We start from the raw sequence: 18,854 nt of genomic DNA, 5'->3' as shown, positions 1-18,854 counted from the left end.
CAATTGCGATATCAGAATGTCACGGGCAGAAGCGGTCGCGCTGCGTCGGTTTGTGCATATTTAACCGCTTCATTATTTTTTTGTGACGCTGCAGTCGGCAGATCAGTCGGGCTGTTTTCTTCGTGCACTGCCGGCAGAATGAAGCGGAAGATACTACCACCGACCGGGTTGTCGCGGTGAGTAAGTTTGCCGCCATGAAACTCAATCGCGGTTCTGCAGATATTCAGCCCCATTCCCATGCCCGTTGTCTTGGTGGAAAAAAACGGTGAAAACAGGCGGTCAGCCACACTGGTGGGAATGCCGTGTCCACGGTCGATGACTTCCACGACGATATCGCCGTCATTGTCGAGGCTGGCTTGTATGCGCAAATTTCTGTGTTCCGGCGGGGTGTCTTCCATCGCTTCAATCGCATTGCGGGTCAGATTCAGCAATACCTGTTCGATCAGCACCTGATCCGCCAGCACCTGTGGTGTGCCGGGCAGTGGCAGCCATTGCAGGCTGATGTGCGCGGCCTGCGCTTGCAGTTCGACCAGCGGCAGCGCATTTTTTATCAGCGCATTGATGTCGACCAGCTCCCGGGTTGGTTCCCGTTTTTTGACGAACTCATGCACGCTGCGGATAATCTGCCCGGCACGCTGCGCCTGGGTTTTTACTTTTTCCATGGCGGACAACAATAAGGCTTTATCGGTATCGCCCGCTTCCAGCAGATTCATGGCGCCGGTGGTGTAACTGGAAATAGCGGCCAGTGGCTGATTCAGTTCATGCGCCAGCATGGAGGCAATTTCACCCATGGTGGCGAGCCGCGCGCTTGAGTGCAGTTTGGCTTCCTGCTGGCGGGTCAGTTCCTGCGCCCGTTTGAGTTCAGAAATATCCAGTATCGAGCTCATCCAGCCGGTTTGCTTACCGCTCTCATCAATCAGCGGCGATTCATAAATCAAGACCGGAATTCGCTCACCACTCGCGTGCTGATAAATGGTTTCAAAGCCGTCTTGCGGCACCGAACCAGCCAGCAGTTTGGAAAAACGCTGTTGATATTCCTCAACCACTTCAGGCGCCCAGTACGGCATTGGCGGTAAGCGACCGATGATTTGCTCTGCCGGGTAGCCGACCATTTTGCAGAATGCCGGATTCACATACGTCATGCGGCCATGCATATCGCGTGCGCGCAAACCTGTGATCAGCGAGTTTTCCATCGCCGTACGAAAAATCACTTGCTGGCGTAGGGCACCCTCGGCAGCAAGGCGGCGATTGATGTCGCGCCACAAAGCAACAAGACTCCAGATCAAGCCCATAGACAGCAGAATGACCATGACCACCAGCAAATTCGACAGCAGTTTGGGTTCGCTCTTATTACTGTTGGTGCGCAGCGCGAGTGTGACGCCGGGCAGTTCCAGATTGCGGTTGTGGGTGTACACATTTTTACCCGGCCCGCCTGCGGCCCGTGTTGCGATTACTTTGTCATCGTTGTCCAGCAGCGAAATCTGGTTTTCCTGCGCAAACCACCACGGGACTAATTCTTCCAGTATGCCGTTGGCATGGTAGGTGATGATGATGCTGCCGAAATAGTGATTTTCTTTCTTTAAGGGAATCTGACAACTGATGACGTAATTGTATTTCTGTGATTTGGTTTCCTGCCTCGGCGCAAAACAACGGGTTTTGTTATCCAGTTCTGCCTGTGCAGAATAGATGTCATCGGGCGCCAGAATATTGGATGAGTTGAACGCCGTGTCATGTGAAGAGGTGACAACAGCATTGTGCTGGTCGAGTAAGACCAGGCGGGAAATCTCATGGTTATTTTGCAGTAAATTACGGAAGCGCAGCAAAACCGCATCCGGCTTCAGGCCAATATTCATCATATCGGCACCGATCTGACGCAGCATTTCATCGTTACGATCGATCTGAAATTGTATCGCCTGCTCCACCCAAAGGGTGTCGGCAATCAGTTGCTCCTGTCGTTCATTCGCCTCCATACGTTGTGCCTGCCACGGCAACCAGATCAGCGTGGTCAGAAACAGGGCGATCAGTAAAATAGGGAGGATCCAGCGCCACTTGTCGTTAGGCCATCGCTGCGATTTATATAGACGTTTCATGCTGTTAGTTTACTGCAGGTGTTGTTTATATGCGCAATCGAATGCGGTATGTGGTTTTCCACAATTGTTCAGCGGGTGACTATTTCGAATAATCGTAGAATAATAACTTTGATAATCAATAAACTGGAGACTCTCATGAAAATCAAATCCGTTCTGTTTTCGCTTCTGGCGGCATCACTGGTCAGTGGCGCGGCATTTGCACAATCCCCTATCGTCATTAAATTCAGCCACGTTGTCGCCAGCGATACACCAAAAGGCAAAGCTGCAGAGCGCTTTAAGGAACTCGCAGAAAAAGCGACCAAAGGGCGCGTGAAAGTTGAACTGTACCCAAACAGCACCCTGTATAAAGACAAAGAAGAATTAGAAGCATTGCAGTTGGGTGCAGTGCAAATGCTGGCACCATCGCTGGCTAAATTCGGTCCTTTAGGCGTCAAAGAGTTTGAGGTGTTTGATTTGCCTTACATTTTCCCGACCAAAGATGTGTTGTATGCGGTCACAGAGGGGCCTATCGGTAAAGATCTGCTGAAAAAACTGGAAACCAAAGGCATTACCGGTCTGGGTTACTGGGATAACGGTTTTAAAGTCATGTCGTCGAATAAGCCTATTCATTTGCCATCTGACATGAAGGGACAAAAATTACGCATACAATCGTCCAAAGTACTGGATGCGCAAATGCGTGCGTTGAATGCGAACCCACAAGTGCTGGCATTCTCCGAGGTGTATCAGGCCTTGCAGACTGGTGTGGTAGATGGCACAGAAAACCCGCCATCAAATCTGTACACACAAAAAATGCACGAGGTGCAAAAGCATGTGACGGTGACAAATCATGGCTACCTTGGCTATGCGGTGATCGTGAACAAGAAATTCTGGGATGGTTTGCCTGCAGATATTCGTACTGAGTTAGATGGCGCGATGAAAGCGGCGACCAAGTATGCAAATGCGATTGCCCAGCAAGAAAACGATAATGCGCTGGAAGCAGTGAAAAAATCCGGCAAGACAACGGTCTACGTGCCAACTGAAAAAGAAAAAGCAGAATGGCGCAAAGCCTTGCTGCCAGTGCAAAAGCAGATGGAATCACGGATCGGTAAAGATCTGATTGCAAACGTCAACAAAGAAGCCGCTAAACTCGGTATCAAGTAAGTTCTTTCCGTCAGATGAGAACCGGTAACCTGGGGTTCACCGGTTCTCATCTCTCATTCCTATCCTTCACAGGAGAACACAATGAAATTCCTTGATCACCTAGAGGAATGGTTGATTGCGACCCTGATGGGCGCTGCAACCCTGGTCACTTTCATGGCGGTGGTACACCGTTATCTTTCGGGATTTGAAATCCCTTACCTGCAAGACGAGCTGTTAAAAATAAATACCAGTTGGGCACAAGAGCTGACCATTTACATGTTTGTGTGGATGGCAAAGTTTGGCGCTGCCTACGGTGTACGCACCGGCATTCACGTTGGCGTCGATGTGCTGATCAATAAACTGAGCCCTGCGAATCGTTATAAATTTGTGATTCTGGGCTTAGCTGCCGGCGCTTTATTTACCGGCATTGTCGGCACACTGGGCGGTAGTTTTGTATGGGAAATTGCCCATACTGATCAGACCTCCGCTGATCTGGAAATACCGATGTGGTGGGTTTACCTCGCGATCCCACTGGGTTCCTATCTGATGTGTTTCCGTTTTCTGCAAGTTATCTGGAATTTCGTTAAAACCGGTGAATTGCCTAAACACGATCATACCCATGTTGATGGTCTCGAAGATGAGGTGAAAGCATGAACGCCACCATTATTTTTGTCTTGTTATTGCTGTTGATGCTGACCGGCATGCCGATTTCGATTTCACTCGGCCTGACAGTACTGACCTTCCTCTTCACAATGACACAGGTGCCGATTGAATCGGTTGCCCTGAAGTTATTTACCGGGATAGAAAAGTTCGAAATCATGGCGATTCCGTTCTTCATTCTGGCTGGTAATTTCCTGACGCACGGTGGCGTTGCCCGACGGATGATTAATTTTGCAGCAGCGATGGTTGGTCATTGGCATGGCGGTCTGGCGCTGGCTGGCGTTCTTGCCTGTGCTTTGTTTGCTGCGGTGTCGGGTTCATCGCCAGCGACGGTGGTCGCGATCGGCTCAATTATTTTGCCTGCGATGGTCAAGCAAGGTTATCCAAAAGGCTTTGGTGCCGGGGTGATTACGACATCCGGTGCATTGGGTATTCTGATTCCACCATCGATTGTGATGGTGATGTATTCGGTATCGACCAATACCTCGGTTGGGCAATTATTCATGGCGGGCGTTATCCCTGGCCTGATGCTGGCATTTCTGCTCGGTCTGACCACATGGTTTTTAGCGCGTAAACACAACTACCCTCGTATGCCGAAAGCTAGCTGGGGAGAGCGTTTTACTGCGTTCAGAAAAAGCGCCTGGGGCTTGTTGCTGATCGTGATTGTGATGGGCGGAATTTACAGCGGTATGTTCACACCGACGGAAGCCGCTGCAGTTGCCGCAGTGTATGCGTTTGTGATCGCCGTGTTTGTGTATAAAGACATGAGCTTGAAAAAAGTACCGAAGGTCTTGCTGGATTCAGCTTCTATGTCGGCGATGCTGCTCTACATTATCACGAACGCAGTATTGTTCTCATTCCTGATGACCAGTGAAAATATCCCGCAAGCGATGGCAAGCTGGATTATGGACAAAGGTTTTGGCATGATCAGCTTCCTGCTGGTGGTGAATATTCTGCTGCTGTTAGCGGGTAATGTGATGGAACCATCATCCATCGTGCTGATCATGGCGCCGATTTTGTTCCCGGTTGCGATGAAACTCGGTATCGACCCTGTCCACTTCGGCATCATTATGGTGGTGAATATGGAGGTTGGAATGTGTCATCCTCCCGTTGGGTTGAATCTGTACGTCGCCTCTGGTATTACCAAGATGGGGATAACGGAATTAACCGTTGCGGTCTTGCCGTGGTTGCTGACGATGGTTGCGTTCTTACTGCTGATTACGTACATTCCTGAGATTTCTACTTGGCTGCCGAATTTAATTTACAAATAATTGATTTTTTTAATAAATAAATTGGATTAGCACATTTTGCGGATATGTACATGTCTTTTACATATCCGCAACAATTAAGTATTTTTGCGTAGTTTTTTTTTGTCACTGGTATTCGGTCGTGCTATATTCTGCGCAGTTGAAGTTTTAGCAGTTCAGAAGATTAAAAGGCGGTAGTGCAAGAAAACGGTACCCATGCCGTACACTGAGGAGACGCGCGTTTTTATTACAAGCTGAGTATTGTGGCAACACAATAACTAAACAGCCGAAAACGCGAAACATGCTTTCAAGGCGCATCATTGATGCGCCTTTTTTCTTTTCCGAATCGCATTGATGTTACCCGCAGTGCCGAATCAGCATGTCTGGCGGATAAACTTGTCAGTATCTGCCTGCTGTTTTTTTATGCTGACGGCAAGTACGCTGGCGTTTAAAATTCACAGAGTTGATTGAGGAGCAGGCTGATCTGAGAATGGGCATGTGTTTGTCACACTTACTGAAGCAAGCTTTTCCCTTTTTGAGGAACACTCATGTCGGATAAAGAGAGCGGTATTTTTTCTACCATCGTTGCGGCGCCATTTGGCGCAGTCGGAATCCGCGTGGCTGATTCCTTACTGACAGAGCTGGTTTATTTGCCACCACGATTCCAGGAGAAAGATCCTGCGGACTTCCTCTCTGAGAAGGTCGCGACACAAATACTTCAATATTTCGACGATCCTGATTATCAGTTCGATCTTCCTTTGCGACCTGTTGGCACAACATTTCAAAACGCTGTCTGGCGCGGGATTGCATCTATTCCACGGGGGCAGGTGCTGACTTACGGTCAGATTGCCAAGCAAATCCGCTCTGCGCCGCGCGCGGTTGGTCAGGCTTGCGGCGCTAACTGGTATCCGCTGGTGATTCCGTGCCACCGCGTTACCGCCGCAGGCGGCCTGGGTGGGTTTGCTCATCATGATGATGAGACGGGCTTTCATCTTGGCGTCAAACGCTGGTTGCTGGCGCATGAAGGTGTCGCTGAGTATGCGTGAGGATGTCGCTGGTTTAAAAAAGACTGATTTAATGCCGAAAGATAATTCGGTGCCATTTTTATTGCCTGCAGAATTGATGGCGCAGATAGACCAGTTCTGCGATATTTTGTGGCTGGAAGACGGGCTCGCAAAAAACACCGTAGAAGCTTACCGGCGGGATATGCGCCTGTTTGCGGAATGGTTTTCACAGGCGACTGGCAAAGACTTATATCAGGCTGATTACGACGATATCAGCACCTATATCGCGCTGAAGCACACCTCATCCAAGGCAACTTCTGCCAATCGGCGGCTCAGCGTATTGAAACGTTTTTATTTGCTCGCGGTCCGGCAGAATCTGGTCAGGCAAAATCCGTGCAGCAAGCTCAAATCGGCAAAACAACCCGTCCGCTTACCCAAGACCCTGAGCGAAGCACAGGTAGAGTCTTTACTTCAGGCTCCTGATGATTCTCCACTTGGACTGCGGGATCGCACTATGCTGGAATTACTGTATGCATGTGGTCTGCGTGTCAGTGAACTGGTGCAACTCAAGTCTTTGGAAGTTGGCTTGAATGAGGGCGTACTGCGTGTGACCGGGAAAGGGGATAAAACACGCTTGGTGCCATTTGGCGAGCATGCCAGATCGTGGCTGGAACGTTATTTAAAAGAAGCTCGCCCGGCAATATTAAATGGCCAGATCGACGACGCTTTATTTGTGACAGCACGCGGTGGTGCGATGACGCGCCAGATGTTCTGGATTCTGATCAAAAAATATGCAGCGCAGGCCGGGATTACGATACACCTCTCTCCCCATACCTTACGCCACGCATTTGCCACGCATCTACTTAATCACGGAGCGGACTTGAGAGTCGTGCAACTGTTGCTCGGGCACGCTGACATCTCTACGACACAAATTTACACCCACGTTGCCAGAGAACGATTGAAAAAACTACATGCGCAGCATCATCCGCGAGGGTGAGTGCAGTTATTGCAAACCCAGCTTACAAATCGAAATGAATAAAAAACCTGCGTGGCCCAGAGCGACGCAGGTTAGATGAGTGTATTAAGCGACTTATTTTATCGCCGTATTTTCATTCAAGAATTTTTCAGCGCGAGTCCAGAAGTCAACATTGTTTTTCAGCGTACGCCATCCGTGTCCTTCGTTTGGGTACGTGATCCATTCAATTTTTGCGTCTTTAGGTGCTGCTTTTTTGAATTGTTCACCGTGAACCAAAGGTACGCGGCGGTCTGCTACGCCGTAAGCAAGAATCAGGGGCTTTGTTAAGCGATGGGCTTGCGTGACAGGCGAGGTCGCTTTCAGTTGCTCTGCATCTTTAGTCTGGTCACCGATCATCAATGGCATACCGTAACGCGACCATGCGGAGCCAGAAGTATCACTCCAGGTGACATCAAATAAGTAATTGATGTCAGTCACACCAACCCAACTAATACCGCAGCGATACAAATCCGGCTCTTTGATTAAGCCCATCAGTGTTGCGTAACCACCATAGCTGGCACCTGCGATGCAGATACGTTTGGGGTCAGCGTAACCCTGAGCAATCGCCCATTTGGTCGCATCGGTCACGTCATCCTGCATTGCGAGTCCCCATTGTTTCCAGCCCGCCCGGAACAACTTGATACCATAACCTGTACTACCGCGGAAGTCTGGTTCAAGTACAGCATAACCGCGGGATGCAAGAAACTGTGTTTCGCGATTCCATTCCCAATGTCCGCCACGGACATACGGACCGCCATGTACCATCACCACCATAGGCAGATTTTTGCCGCTGCTGTTTTTGGGCAAAGTGATATAGGCAGGAATTTCCATGCCATCCCGTACTTTGATACGGACAAAGTCCTTGTAGGACATTGTTTTAGAATTGATTTCCGGATGAACGTCACCAATAGGAACAAATTTCTTTGTCTCTGTGTTGAACAGCAGATATGAGCCAGGATGGACGTCAGAGAACGAGTGTACAAGGATGGTATCGTTGTTCGCGGTTTTCGGACCCCAAATCAGATTCGCTGTATTAGGCAATGCAGCATCGATTGTTTTTTGTAAGCCGTTCCATTTTTCATCCAGCCACAAGGTGGAATAGGCATCGCTCTCGTAGTGAATGCCCAGAAGTTTATTTTCTTTTTTATTGAAAACGAAATTGCCATGGAAATCAAATCCTTTTGTGGCAACGATAGGCGTGTCATCCAGTTTATTTTTTTCGAGATCAAAACGGAATACGGAAACGGTGTCACTTTTTTTTGCCGCAGTGACATAAAACTGCCCATCAGGGGCGATAAATGCCGGGGAAAATCCGTTTCCTTTAACGTTATCGTACTCAATCAGTTTTCGCCATTGCTGTGTTTTTGGGTCTTTATAATACACAGCAGAAAGGTTGTCTTCTGATGTTGCAGCAACCCTTACTTCACCCGATTTATCAATCATGAAACTTTCGGAATTCGTTGGTGTCTGGATCACTTCGTTGTAGCCGTTGAGCGTATTCAGTTTCATCAGTGTGTAAGACGGTGTCTTACGTGTTCCAGTGCTGCGAGTGATGTATACGTCATTGGAGTCAGGAACGTGAGTGACATCAAGAAAAGCATGGTAACCATTGAGTACTCTGAATTTCCCTCCTGTGTCACCGGTTGCAATCAATTCCCGCAATTCATTACCATCTTTATTGATGGCAAATAAGCCACTACCAGTATAACGGTCACCGTCGCCAAGGGCGCGATCACCGACGCCGAAAACCAGTCGCTGGTTATTCACCCATTGAAAAAAAACTACATCAGTTTTTTCGTAACCGGCCACAATCTTTGGTTTTAATTTATCGACTTCCATGATTGCCAGAACTAAACGATCATTTGCTCCGGCTGCCAGCATTGCTATGTTTTTTCCATCAGGCGAAAACATAACGTCGGAGATCTGCGAGCTTTTGAAAAAGTTTTCTACAGGTATCGGATTGTTTTGTGCATGTGCAGTAAATGGTATTGCAGCAGTGCTAAGCAATACACCAACAGCGAATGCTCTACAAAATTTACGAAGCAATGTTTGCATAACTTCCTCAAAGAAAATTGATTCCGACTATCGAAAAAATAAACGCCTCGATAAACGAGGCGTTTATTGTCCAGCTAACTACATAAAATTAACGGAAAGTGTATTTCGCAGAAACGCGGAAATAACGGCCGGTATTGTTATGCAGTGTCGAGTTGTAACCCTGAGCGATGGAGGCAGCAGTAGTAGTTGGATAGTATGGTGCTTTTGTATCCAAAATATTACTGATGTTGATACCCAGTGTCAGATCTTTGAAACCGGTGTAAGTATAGCCAAGGTCAACTGTTGTCCAGCTTGGAACTGTACAATCTGGATAGTAGTCGAGGTACTTAGGAATGCCTCCCAGCTGTGGCGTACCTGCTGTCTGACCAGAACCCCAATGACAAACTCCACCATTTGCATAGGTCACATCATTGTTGTAGCGACGATATTGCGTGATGCTATCAACAAAGCGGATCGCTCCATTAACACTATGAGGGCCTTTTTCCCAACGACCACTCAATGTCGCACGCAGACGAGGAATAGGTCCAACTGAGGTCGCGAAATCGTTCAGATCGCCAGCTGTACCAACAGCATTACGCTCTACCTGACCAGGTTGTTCTGCACGACGGTAAGAGATCAGATAGGTCGTTTGCAGACCAGTAGTCAGTTTTCCGTATTCGCCCAGATTTGTGCGTAATTTCATATCAACGTCAATACCGCTGACTTCAGTGCTACCTTGGTTGGTCCATGGCGTTTTTACTGCCAGAAGTGGGCCAGTACCTGGGATAGGATTGCCATTCGCATCTTTCAACTGATTCAATGGATTCGTATCACGAGTGATGTAATCTGCCGGGAAATTAGCTGGATGTGAGAGTAAAAAAGTGGCATCAGCAAGAGCAACAACACCCTCTTGGCGCAGTTTATAAGCATCCACGGTCATGTCAAAGTCTTTTGTTGGCGAGAAAATCAAGCCCAGCGCCAGACTCTTGGATGTTTCTGGCTTCAGATCAGGATTTGCGCCGCCGACCCCTGACATACTCTTAGCGCAATCGGTTTGATCTGCACCGGCAACCGGTGTAGTACCACTCGGGCAGCGAACAGGATCAACAACATTACTCATAAAGTACTGTGCACCGCCTGGCGCAACTTGTGATAATGCCGGAGCACGGAAACCCTCTGAGTAGCTACCACGGAAAGCAAGGCTATCAGTTGCAGTCCATTTTGCGCCGACTTTAGGAACGAAGTTGGCCTTCAGGTTAGGATATTTATCCACACGACCTGCAAAATCCATCTCGAAGTTTTTCATGAATGGAGTACGGACTTCAAAGAAAGCCGAAGAAACATTACGTTTTGCTTCAATTGCAGTTGTCGCCAGACCCAGAATGTCACCGCGAGCATTTGCTGCATCAGGACTGATAGACAGTTTTTCCTGGCGGAGTTCTGCTCCGACCGCGAAACCGATTGCTCCACCTGGCAAGCTACCAAATTCAGTGCTGGCTTTACCATCCCATTGAGCGATTTGCGAAGTTCCGTTATTTGTCAGGTCTTTAGTGATCGTAGGATCCGCTGCTAAAGAAGCCAGTGAGCGGTTTTCTGTAATCAACTTACGCAAAGTCGGCAGATACAGGAAACCATACTGTGTTTCAATGCGTTTTGAACGATTCCACAAAAGAGCTGATTCCCAATCCCAGCTACCAAGGCTGCCACGTAAACCAGCCAGCAGACGAGCATTTTGGTTTTCCAGATCAGTACCTGTTTTCAGGTTCTCGAAGCGATAAACGACCGCTGAGCGCGCATCTGGGTTTGGATTGTCTGGATGTCCGACTGGCAGAATAGCTTGGAATGGGTCTCCAAGGCCACCAACGACAAAGTTAGTTGTTGGCGATCTGCCGTCAATGGTTCTGGCCGCCGAACGATAAACCCGTTTTGAATCAGTGAAAGCAACTTCACTGAATGCAGACAGGTTTTCATTAATTTTCAGGTTGCCGACTGCCATGAAGTTGATGTCGTCGGATTTACCCTGTACATCATTAAATTGATCTAAATCGTAGTTACAGAAAGTACGGCCAAACAATACACTGGTTGGTGTGATGCCATTTGCTGCAGAACCAGTTATTTTACGGGACGCGTCGCAATTAGTTTGATTGATAACGGTTGGGCCAGTCACGTTGAATGACTTAGTGTTAGGTGATTTTTCTTTATAGAAAAAACCTTGATTAGAAGCAAAACTGGAATATGGATTCAGACGATAGTTCATGGCTGCATATTGTTCAGCCTGGATATCGTTGGAACCATTGCGTTCGCTGGTAGCTTGTTTCTTCGTCACATCCAATGATACTAAAACGTTATAGCCTTGGCTTGCGAAATCGCCAAAACCAATGGTGCCGTTCACATTTTGGCGACCAAATTCGCGATCATCATTCGCGCCTGCGGATACGCTGACTTCGCCGCCTTTGTAATCGCGTTTGGTAATGAAGTTGATAACGCCTGCAATCGCGTCTGATCCATACACAGCAGATGCGCCGTCTTTGAAAATTTCGACGCGTTCCAGAGCCGACAGTGGAATACTGTTCAGATCATATAACGCAGACTGACCGTTATTTGGATTGGCGTAGGCAGATGGTGCCATACGACGGCCATTCAACAGAATCAGTGTGGAAGTAGAGCTAAGACCACGCAAGGACGCAGTTGCTACACCGCGGGAAAAGCTGTTTTGATCAGGAGTATCGTTATAACCACCAGTACCCATCGATGGGACTTGTTTCAACAAATCGAGAACTGTGGTTGCGCCACTTTCTTTGATTTCTTTGGCAGTAATAGTTTGAATAGGTGACGTGCCTTCTTTATCAGCACGTTTAATATTCGAGCCAGTGATTTCGATTTTCTGAACACTTTTATCTTCTTGAGCCTGAGCCACGCCGGATAATAAGACCGTGCCAGCTAAAACTCCGATTGCCAAGCGTACTGACTGTACGCCTATCTTTTCTTTAAAAATCATAATGATCCCAAAACGGTTAACGAACGCAACGCTGATGCTTACAAAACTGAGCAGCTAAAGACTTAGTGTGGAATAAACAGAACCTGACCCAGTGACCATAAGCCACAATTGGATATGTTTTTTGTGCTAATCAGATTTCGGAATGAAATGAAAGCTAATAAATCAGTCGCTGGAATATTATGTAAATAAAACAGGCATATATGAAAGTGTTTGTTACATTATTATGACTAAACGTTGCATGTTGGCTACAAAAATGTAAATTTATTTTCATTTTTTCATTTTTTTAATTGAAATTCCATGAGCTTTTATTTGCTTGGGGAGCAACAGGTATTCATCGTGTAAATGTGTTAGTTAGTCGAAATTCAAAATAATCTTTTAATAGATAATTTTATTGAGTATTATTTTTGTGATAATTAATTTTCTTTTTGTGTTCTCGTACTGTATTTCGTCACAGAGATAATCTTTATCGAGGTGAATGTATCGTTGAAGTAAATATGGGTACTTTAATGTTCTTAATATTCGCACTAATTTTGTGCAAATATGTAATTTTTGACATTTGTTTGGATTGGTGTCTCAGATTGTCTGCTCGTGTGAATTATTTTTTTAAGTGAAAAGACTTCAAAGTCAATTTGACTAATCGGTGATAAATTCGTGCGTATGCGTCTAATCGCTATAATCTGCTACCAACATTAATAGCAATACGAGGTTAAATTTTGGCTAAGAAAGAACACGTATCTGAAACGCCTGCGACGCAGTTTTTGCGTAAAAACAAGGCGGAATTTTCTGAGCATCCTTATGCCTACGAGGAACATGGCGGTACTGCGGTTTCTGCGCGTGAACTCGGGGTGGATGAGCATCATGTGATTAAAACCTTGGTCATGCAGGACGAGGCGGCGAAACCATTAATCGTGTTGATGCACGGTGATCGCAAGGTATCAACCAAAAATCTGGCGCGCCAGATCGGGTGTAAATCAATCGAGCCCTGCAAGCCGGAAATTGCGCAGAAGCATTCAGGTTATATGGTCGGCGGAACCTCGCCGTTCGGTACTAAAAAAGTGATGCCGATTTATGTTGAACGGGCGATTCTGGATTTACCGACAATTTATATCAACGGTGGCCGTCGCGGTTATCTGGTCGGAATTTCCCCTGCGCTGTTGCAGAGTTTATTGCAGGCGCGTGCTGTTGAATGTGCCCTGGAAGAGTAATTCTGAGGGAGTATGTTATAAAATGGCCTTATTGTCTGCGTCAATAAAGCGCTTTTAAAAATACTGGGGGGAGTATATTTTTGCCCCCACAGCTTCTTTAGGAAACACATGAATACTATTCTGGCCGGTGTGCTGGCTTACCTGATTGGTTCTGTCTCGTTTGCCGTGGTGGTGAGCAAATTATTTGGTTTGTCCGATCCGCGTACGTATGGTTCTAAAAATCCCGGCGCAACGAATGTTCTGCGCAGTGGTAATAAGGCGGCCGCAGTATTAACGCTGCTGGGGGATGCTGTCAAAGGCTGGTTTGCAGTCTGGCTGGCGACGCATTATGCGGATCAGTTTCAACTGGATGACGGCAGTATCGCGCTGGTGGCGATTGCGGTTTTCCTCGGACATCTGTGGCCGGTATTCTTCAAGTTTGTTGGTGGCAAAGGCGTTGCCACTGCGGCTGGCGTATTGATCGGTATTAATGCCTGGCTCGGCGTTGCGACGCTGGTGACCTGGCTGGTAATTGCCTTTGCATTTCGTTATTCTTCACTGGCGGCACTGATTGCGGCGATTTTTGCGCCACTCTATTACGGTATGTTATTTGGCCCGGATGTAAAATTACTGGCCGTATTTATCATGAGTGGTTTGCTGGTGTACCGTCATAGTCAGAACATTGTGAATCTGATGAAGGGCAAAGAAAGCAAAATCGGCAGCAAGAAAAAGTAAGCATTCCGGTGCGCCGCGCATTGAGTGCTGCGCGCTTACTTGATGTCAGCAGGACGTCACTCTCTGCGACAAAAAAGCCGATAGAAATAGCGGCAATTTTGCGCAGAAGAGTGAATCTGCGTTTCAGGCGTGAACTGACACAGTATCAGGCAGCACTTAATTCATGCAAAGGCCAGCGTGGCCGTACATTGAAACCATAATCCCGCGTCGCTGCCGCGGGATTTTTTTTGAGTCGCATCGCCCCCGCAAACGCAATCATGGCACCGTTATCGGTGCAGAATTCCAGTTCCGGGTAATACACCTGAAAGCGACGCTTGGCAGCGGCTGCATTTAACGCAGCACGTAACTGCCGGTTAGCGCCGACACCACCCGCAATCACCAGTCGTTTGAGACCGCTTTCTTTCATCGCGGTGACGCACTTGGCAACCAGCACATCAACCAGCGCATCGACGAAGCCGCGCGCGATATCAGCCTTGCTTTGTTCGCAGATATTGGCGGTCTGATTTTTAACGACAGTCAGTACCGCTGTTTTCAGACCAGAAAAACTGAAATTCAAGTCTTTGGAATGCAGCATAGGGCGCGGAAAGGTAAACACGCCAGGATTGCCGAATTCTGCCAGCCGGGAAATTTCTGGGCCGCCCGGATAAGGTAGCCCGAGTAGTTTTGCGGATTTGTCGAATGCTTCGCCCGCAGCATCATCGAGGGTTTCACCGAGTAACTGATATGCACCGATACCATCGACCCGCATTAATTGCGTGTGGCCGCCAGAGACTAATAATGCGATAAATGGAAACTCCGGCGGCTGGCTGGCCAGTAGTGGCGACAACAAATGACCTTCGAGGTGATGCACGCCGAGTACCGGTTTATTCAGTGCCATGCCAAGGCCGCAGGCAAAAGAGGCACCGACCAATAAGGCGCCAGCGAGCCCGGGTCCCTGAGTGTAGGCAATCGCATCGATATCGTGTTTCTGTATCGCTGCTTTCTGCATGACTTCATTTAATAAAGGCAGAGTGCGGCGAACGTGATCGCGCGAAGCCAGTTCGGGTACGACACCACCATATTCTCTGTGCATGGCGATTTGCGAATGTAAGGCATGCGCAAGCAAACCACGTTGCGTGTCATACAAAGCCAGCCCTGTTTCGTCACAGGAAGATTCAACACCTAGCACTATCATGAAGTTATTTTTGAAATTTTTTGAAGTATAAAAAGCCGCGTTTTAGCAAAACACGCATCTGCATCAACCACTGCGGGAGTAAAAATCCGGCGAGGACATTTACTTTTGGAATTTTCGCACTAACGAGATTATAGCTGCCCCAGCGTCTTTTTACTTTGATACAGGTGTCGGTGGGCGGGGTGCAGCGATGGGCAGATCGATATAGAAATGTGCCCCTTTGTGTAAGCCGGAATCAAAACCGATGTGGCCACCCATGTGTTCAACCAGCTCTCTGGAAATCGCCAGACCAAGGCCAGTACCACCTTTTTCCCTGGTGTTGGATGAATCAGCCTGGGCAAATTTCTGGAAAATACGTGAATGAAAATCGGCTGGAATACCTTCACCATGATCGCGTACGGAAATGCGCACGGTATTTTTCCTGATGGCTGCACTGATTTCTACCGTTTCATTCTCAGGTGAATATTTGATCGCATTCGATAGCAGGTTGGACAATATCTGCATCAGCCGCTGACTATCGACGGCAACAGTGGCATCCGGAACTGGTGCCTGTAATTGCAGATGAATTTTTCTTTGCGTACCGAACGTCAGATTGCTTTCCAGTGCTTGCGTGAGCAGATAATTCAGAGGGTAATGTTGTATATTGAAATGCATCTGCCCGGCGCTGAGTTTTTCCATGTCCAGTAAATCATTAATCAGGAAAGTCAGGCGCTGGCTATTTTTGCTGGCAATGGTCAGTAACGGGGCCAGATTTTTTGGTAATGCACCGGTAGCACCGCCGAGCACCAGACCGAGCGCACCCGAAATCGAGGTGAGCGGCGTTCTCAATTCATGACTGACGGTAGAAATAAATTCGTTTTTAATTCTCTCCAGCCGCTTGCGTTCGGTAATATCGCGCACCAGCCCGATATACAAAGGGTGTCCGCGGCGTCGCACGGTTGAGACGGATAAATCCAGTGGGAAAATGCTGCCATCTTTACGTCTGGCCTCGACTTCCTGCGTGACGCCAATACCCTCTTCAAATGCATTTTGCCGGATCTTCTGATTTCGGCTGCCACCATCCCAGACTGGTAGCAGCATATTGAAATTCTGTCCGATCACTTCGTCTTTGTTATAACCAAATATTTTTGCCGCGGCGGCGTTATACGCATCAACCTTACCGGTGTGATCGATTGTGACGATGCCATCAAGCACATTGTCGAGAATGGCTTCGGTGTGTGCGGCCTGATCACGCAAGGCTTCGGCATTTGCCTTGCTGTCGCTGATGTCTTGAAAAATCCCGTAGATGCGAACGATCTGATCATCCTGATAGTATGGCAAGCCGATTGCACGAACCCAGCATTGCTTATGTTTCGCCGTAATGATTTCAAATTCTTCGTCAAATTTTTTCCCGTCTGCAATCGCTTCACGCATCAGCTGCAAGATCCGGTCACGGTTTTTCCCCGGCTTGTAAAATAACAAAGCATGGTCGGCATCAGACTCATAATCGTCGCTGACTTCGTGGATTTGTCTGGTTACCTGGCTCCAGAAAACTTTACGACTCTGAATGTCGAATTCCCATGTGCCTATGCGTGCTGCCGTGTTCGACTGTTCCATGAGCGCATAAGCATGCGCCAGTTTTTCCTCCGCCAGTCGCTCCTGTGTGACATCCTGATGGCTACCCGACATAACGAGTGGTTTGCCATCTTCGCTCCAACTGACCACGCACCCCCGGTCTCGGATCCATACCCAGTGCCCGTCCTTATGACGCATACGGCTGATCAGATCGAAGTAGGGTAACTCGCCCTTGAAATGTTGATCCAGCATTTCGCTTGATCGTTTCAAGTCTTCAGGGTGACATAAATCCAGCCAGGTCTGAACAGTCGTGGGCTCCAGCTCTGCCAGCGTGTAACCGAGCATTTCAGCCCACCGTTCGTTGTAGACGGTTTCTCCGCTGGCGATATCGCATTCCCAGGTGCCAATGTTGGTGCCCTCGATAATATTTGCCAGACGTCGTTCACCTTCTTCATGCTGGCGCTGCACTCTGGCGGCGTCGATCAACTGGCCTATCGTAATCAGCGCGGGTTGCAGAAAATCTATTGTTTGCTGATCGTAAGCATCGCTGCTGTTGATTAGCCCTATAGTGGCGACAATATCGCCATTGTAATAAACCGGAATACACAAGAATCGATGAAGCGCACCGCTGATGGCATTGCCGGATACAGCTTGCCCAGTGCTAAGAACCTGAGCAAACTGCGCATCCAGATAATGTGCTACCACCTCTTTTGGAAAATCATTTTGCTCAGCGTCGGAAGTCGCGCGATCAGTGTTGTCAGCAAGCTCTGCGCTGACATAATTTTTCAGGATATAGCCGCCTGTTTTACTTTGCTGCACCTTGCAGACCTGACCGTATCGGCTGCCAGTAAGCAGAACTATGTCGTTCAGCAATGTCCTGATACCTTCGCGCTTATCCCGGCCTTTGATAAATTGTGATTGAGCCCGGGCGACGGCGTCGTTCAATTTTTGCTGCAGTTCCAGCGCATGATCCAGCGCCAGTCGTTTCAGCGTGCTGTTGACCCAGTCGCCCAGGACGTTGATGAATTCAATTTCGACTTCGCTATAGGCAGTGGCGCGGGGATGTCCATCTGAAAACCCCAGCGTTCCATACCGATGACCTTCCAGAAAAAGAGGAATACCGATATAGGTCTCTTGCCTGAAGCGTTGGTAACTCGGATGATTGCTGAATTCGCTCTGAGCTATATGCTCAATGCAGACAACGCCTTCATCGACTTTCAGCAAATCAGAATAGGTCTGATTTTTGGGAAACAGCTGCCCTTCGTGTAAAGCTTCCAGCGATGATTGCAGTACGCTGACGTAAATATGATCGCCTTCGTTTTTGGATATGATGCCGGTGCTCAGCTTCAGATATTCACAACCCAGCGCGAGCGTTTCCCGCAATAAGGTTTGCGGATCATCGAAGGTAAGCGAAGTGATGCGTGCCAGCGTCAGTAAGGCATCGTGCTGACGGTGCGCCTGCTCGTTAGCAATTTCATGTTCGACACAGTCGGCCAGATCGCGCAGCGATGCCAATTCTTGTTTGGTCAGAATCCTGGCTTTACTATCGATAATGCAGAGTGTGCCGATACGCTGTCCATTTTTTGTATGCAAAGGTGCGCCGGCATAAAAACGAATGTGGGGTGCGTCCAGAACCAGAGGGTTATCGCTGAACCGTATATCTTTGCTGGCATCTTCCACAACGTAGACGTCACTCGACAAAATGGCGTGACCGCAAAATGAAATGTCGCGATGTGTTTCCTGCGCTTCCAGTCCTTGCCTGGATTTAAACCATTGTCGTTCCTCGTCAATCAAGGAAATCAGAGCGATATCGGTGTGAAAAAGCTGGCGCGCAAGGCGTGTCAGGCGATCAAACCTCTCCTCGGGCTGGCTGTCGAGCAGACGGCATTCCCTGAGCGTACTGAGACGCAGCGCTTCATTTTCAGGATATTCCGGTGGCAACATAGGTGAAATTCGGTACAGGCATCAATTCAGAGTAACTGACATTCATATCATGAAAGCAGGCTGGGTAACATGTTTCACTGGTACAACTAATAATGTTTA

At 48.1% G+C, this 18,854-nt stretch carries 12 protein-coding genes; 7 read left to right on the top strand and 5 right to left on the bottom strand.

Annotation, left to right across the window (positions count from 1 at the left end; genetic code table 11):
- Positions 1-11: 11 nt before the first annotated feature.
- On the bottom strand, positions 12-2,090 hold the full coding sequence (locus KDM87_RS17010; RefSeq protein WP_212680318.1) for a sensor histidine kinase: 2,079 nt from the start codon (positions 2,088-2,090) through the stop codon (positions 12-14).
- 135 nt (positions 2,091-2,225) lie between these two features.
- Between KDM87_RS17010 and KDM87_RS17005 the strand changes: the two genes are divergently transcribed.
- The 5 genes from KDM87_RS17005 to xerD all read left to right on the top strand — a co-directional run bounded on the left by KDM87_RS17005 (position 2,226) and on the right by xerD (position 7,117).
- Positions 2,226-3,230 (top strand): TRAP transporter substrate-binding protein, encoded by a 1,005-nt coding sequence (locus tag KDM87_RS17005; protein ID WP_212680317.1) that lies wholly within the window; start codon positions 2,226-2,228, stop codon positions 3,228-3,230.
- An 81-nt stretch (positions 3,231-3,311) separates the two neighbouring features.
- The gene (locus tag KDM87_RS17000) at positions 3,312-3,863 is read left to right on the top strand and encodes a TRAP transporter small permease (protein ID WP_186885985.1); all 552 of its coding nucleotides are present in this window, start codon (positions 3,312-3,314) and stop codon (positions 3,861-3,863) included.
- A complete protein-coding gene (locus KDM87_RS16995; RefSeq protein ID WP_212680316.1) occupies positions 3,860-5,140 on the top strand; it encodes a TRAP transporter large permease in 1,281 nt (426 codons plus the stop codon). Before KDM87_RS17000 ends, KDM87_RS16995 begins: the two co-directional genes overlap by 4 nt.
- Positions 5,141-5,664: 524 nt before the next feature.
- Positions 5,665-6,162, top strand: coding sequence for a methylated-DNA--[protein]-cysteine S-methyltransferase (locus KDM87_RS16990; protein WP_212680315.1), 498 nt, complete (start codon positions 5,665-5,667; stop codon positions 6,160-6,162).
- A gap of 31 nt (positions 6,163-6,193) precedes the next feature.
- Positions 6,194-7,117, top strand: a complete 924-nt coding sequence (gene xerD / locus KDM87_RS16985; protein ID WP_212680342.1) for a site-specific tyrosine recombinase XerD — start codon at positions 6,194-6,196, stop codon at positions 7,115-7,117.
- Between the two features lie 93 nt (positions 7,118-7,210).
- Here the strand turns inward: xerD and KDM87_RS16980 are convergent, their stop codons facing one another.
- Both KDM87_RS16980 and KDM87_RS16975 read right to left on the bottom strand, forming a co-directional pair.
- Complete coding sequence (locus KDM87_RS16980; protein WP_212680314.1) at positions 7,211-9,016, bottom strand: alpha/beta hydrolase family protein; 1,806 nt, start codon at positions 9,014-9,016, stop codon at positions 7,211-7,213.
- Between the two features lie 262 nt (positions 9,017-9,278).
- The gene (locus KDM87_RS16975; RefSeq protein ID WP_212680313.1) at positions 9,279-12,167 is read right to left on the bottom strand and encodes a TonB-dependent receptor domain-containing protein; all 2,889 of its coding nucleotides are present in this window, start codon (positions 12,165-12,167) and stop codon (positions 9,279-9,281) included.
- A gap of 710 nt (positions 12,168-12,877) precedes the next feature.
- Between KDM87_RS16975 and ybaK the strand changes: the two genes are divergently transcribed.
- Both ybaK and plsY read left to right on the top strand, forming a co-directional pair.
- Positions 12,878-13,372 (top strand): Cys-tRNA(Pro) deacylase, encoded by a 495-nt coding sequence (gene ybaK / locus KDM87_RS16970; RefSeq protein ID WP_212680341.1) that lies wholly within the window; start codon positions 12,878-12,880, stop codon positions 13,370-13,372.
- A gap of 108 nt (positions 13,373-13,480) precedes the next feature.
- Positions 13,481-14,086: a glycerol-3-phosphate 1-O-acyltransferase PlsY gene (gene plsY / locus KDM87_RS16965; RefSeq protein WP_212680312.1), complete on the top strand. Its 606-nt coding sequence runs from the start codon at positions 13,481-13,483 to the stop codon at positions 14,084-14,086.
- A 145-nt stretch (positions 14,087-14,231) separates the two neighbouring features.
- Here the strand turns inward: plsY and tsaD are convergent, their stop codons facing one another.
- Both tsaD and KDM87_RS16955 read right to left on the bottom strand, forming a co-directional pair.
- On the bottom strand, positions 14,232-15,260 hold the full coding sequence (gene tsaD, locus KDM87_RS16960) for a tRNA (adenosine(37)-N6)-threonylcarbamoyltransferase complex transferase subunit TsaD (RefSeq protein ID WP_212680311.1): 1,029 nt from the start codon (positions 15,258-15,260) through the stop codon (positions 14,232-14,234).
- A 150-nt stretch (positions 15,261-15,410) separates the two neighbouring features.
- On the bottom strand, positions 15,411-18,755 hold the full coding sequence (locus KDM87_RS16955) for a PAS domain S-box protein (protein WP_212680310.1): 3,345 nt from the start codon (positions 18,753-18,755) through the stop codon (positions 15,411-15,413).
- Positions 18,756-18,854 lie beyond the last annotated feature (99 nt).

It is taken from the genome of Cognatundibacterium rivi (genome assembly GCF_018139565.1).
GTDB classification, from domain to species: Bacteria; Pseudomonadota; Gammaproteobacteria; order Burkholderiales; family Burkholderiaceae_D; genus Undibacterium; species Undibacterium rivi.
This window is presented reverse-complemented; position numbering and strand designations above follow the sequence as displayed.

Bases quoted from the DNA above. Each gene is read 5' to 3' on its own strand.
- xerD (WP_212680342.1), top strand. From the start codon at position 6,194: ATGCCGAAAGATAATTCGGTGCCATTTTTATTGCCTGCAGAATTGATG.
- plsY (WP_212680312.1), top strand. From the start codon at position 13,481: ATGAATACTATTCTGGCCGGTGTGCTGGCTTACCTGATTGGTTCTGTC.
- tsaD (WP_212680311.1), bottom strand. From the start codon at position 15,260: ATGATAGTGCTAGGTGTTGAATCTTCCTGTGACGAAACAGGGCTGGCT.
- KDM87_RS17005 (WP_212680317.1), top strand. From the start codon at position 2,226: ATGAAAATCAAATCCGTTCTGTTTTCGCTTCTGGCGGCATCACTGGTC.
- KDM87_RS17000 (WP_186885985.1), top strand. From the start codon at position 3,312: ATGAAATTCCTTGATCACCTAGAGGAATGGTTGATTGCGACCCTGATG.
- KDM87_RS16955 (WP_212680310.1), bottom strand. From the start codon at position 18,755: ATGTTGCCACCGGAATATCCTGAAAATGAAGCGCTGCGTCTCAGTACG.
- KDM87_RS16995 (WP_212680316.1), top strand. From the start codon at position 3,860: ATGAACGCCACCATTATTTTTGTCTTGTTATTGCTGTTGATGCTGACC.
- KDM87_RS16975 (WP_212680313.1), bottom strand. From the start codon at position 12,167: ATGATTTTTAAAGAAAAGATAGGCGTACAGTCAGTACGCTTGGCAATC.
- KDM87_RS16980 (WP_212680314.1), bottom strand. From the start codon at position 9,016: ATGCTGGCAGCCGGAGCAAATGATCGTTTAGTTCTGGCAATCATGGAA.
- KDM87_RS16990 (WP_212680315.1), top strand. From the start codon at position 5,665: ATGTCGGATAAAGAGAGCGGTATTTTTTCTACCATCGTTGCGGCGCCA.
- KDM87_RS17010 (WP_212680318.1), bottom strand. From the start codon at position 2,090: ATGAAACGTCTATATAAATCGCAGCGATGGCCTAACGACAAGTGGCGC.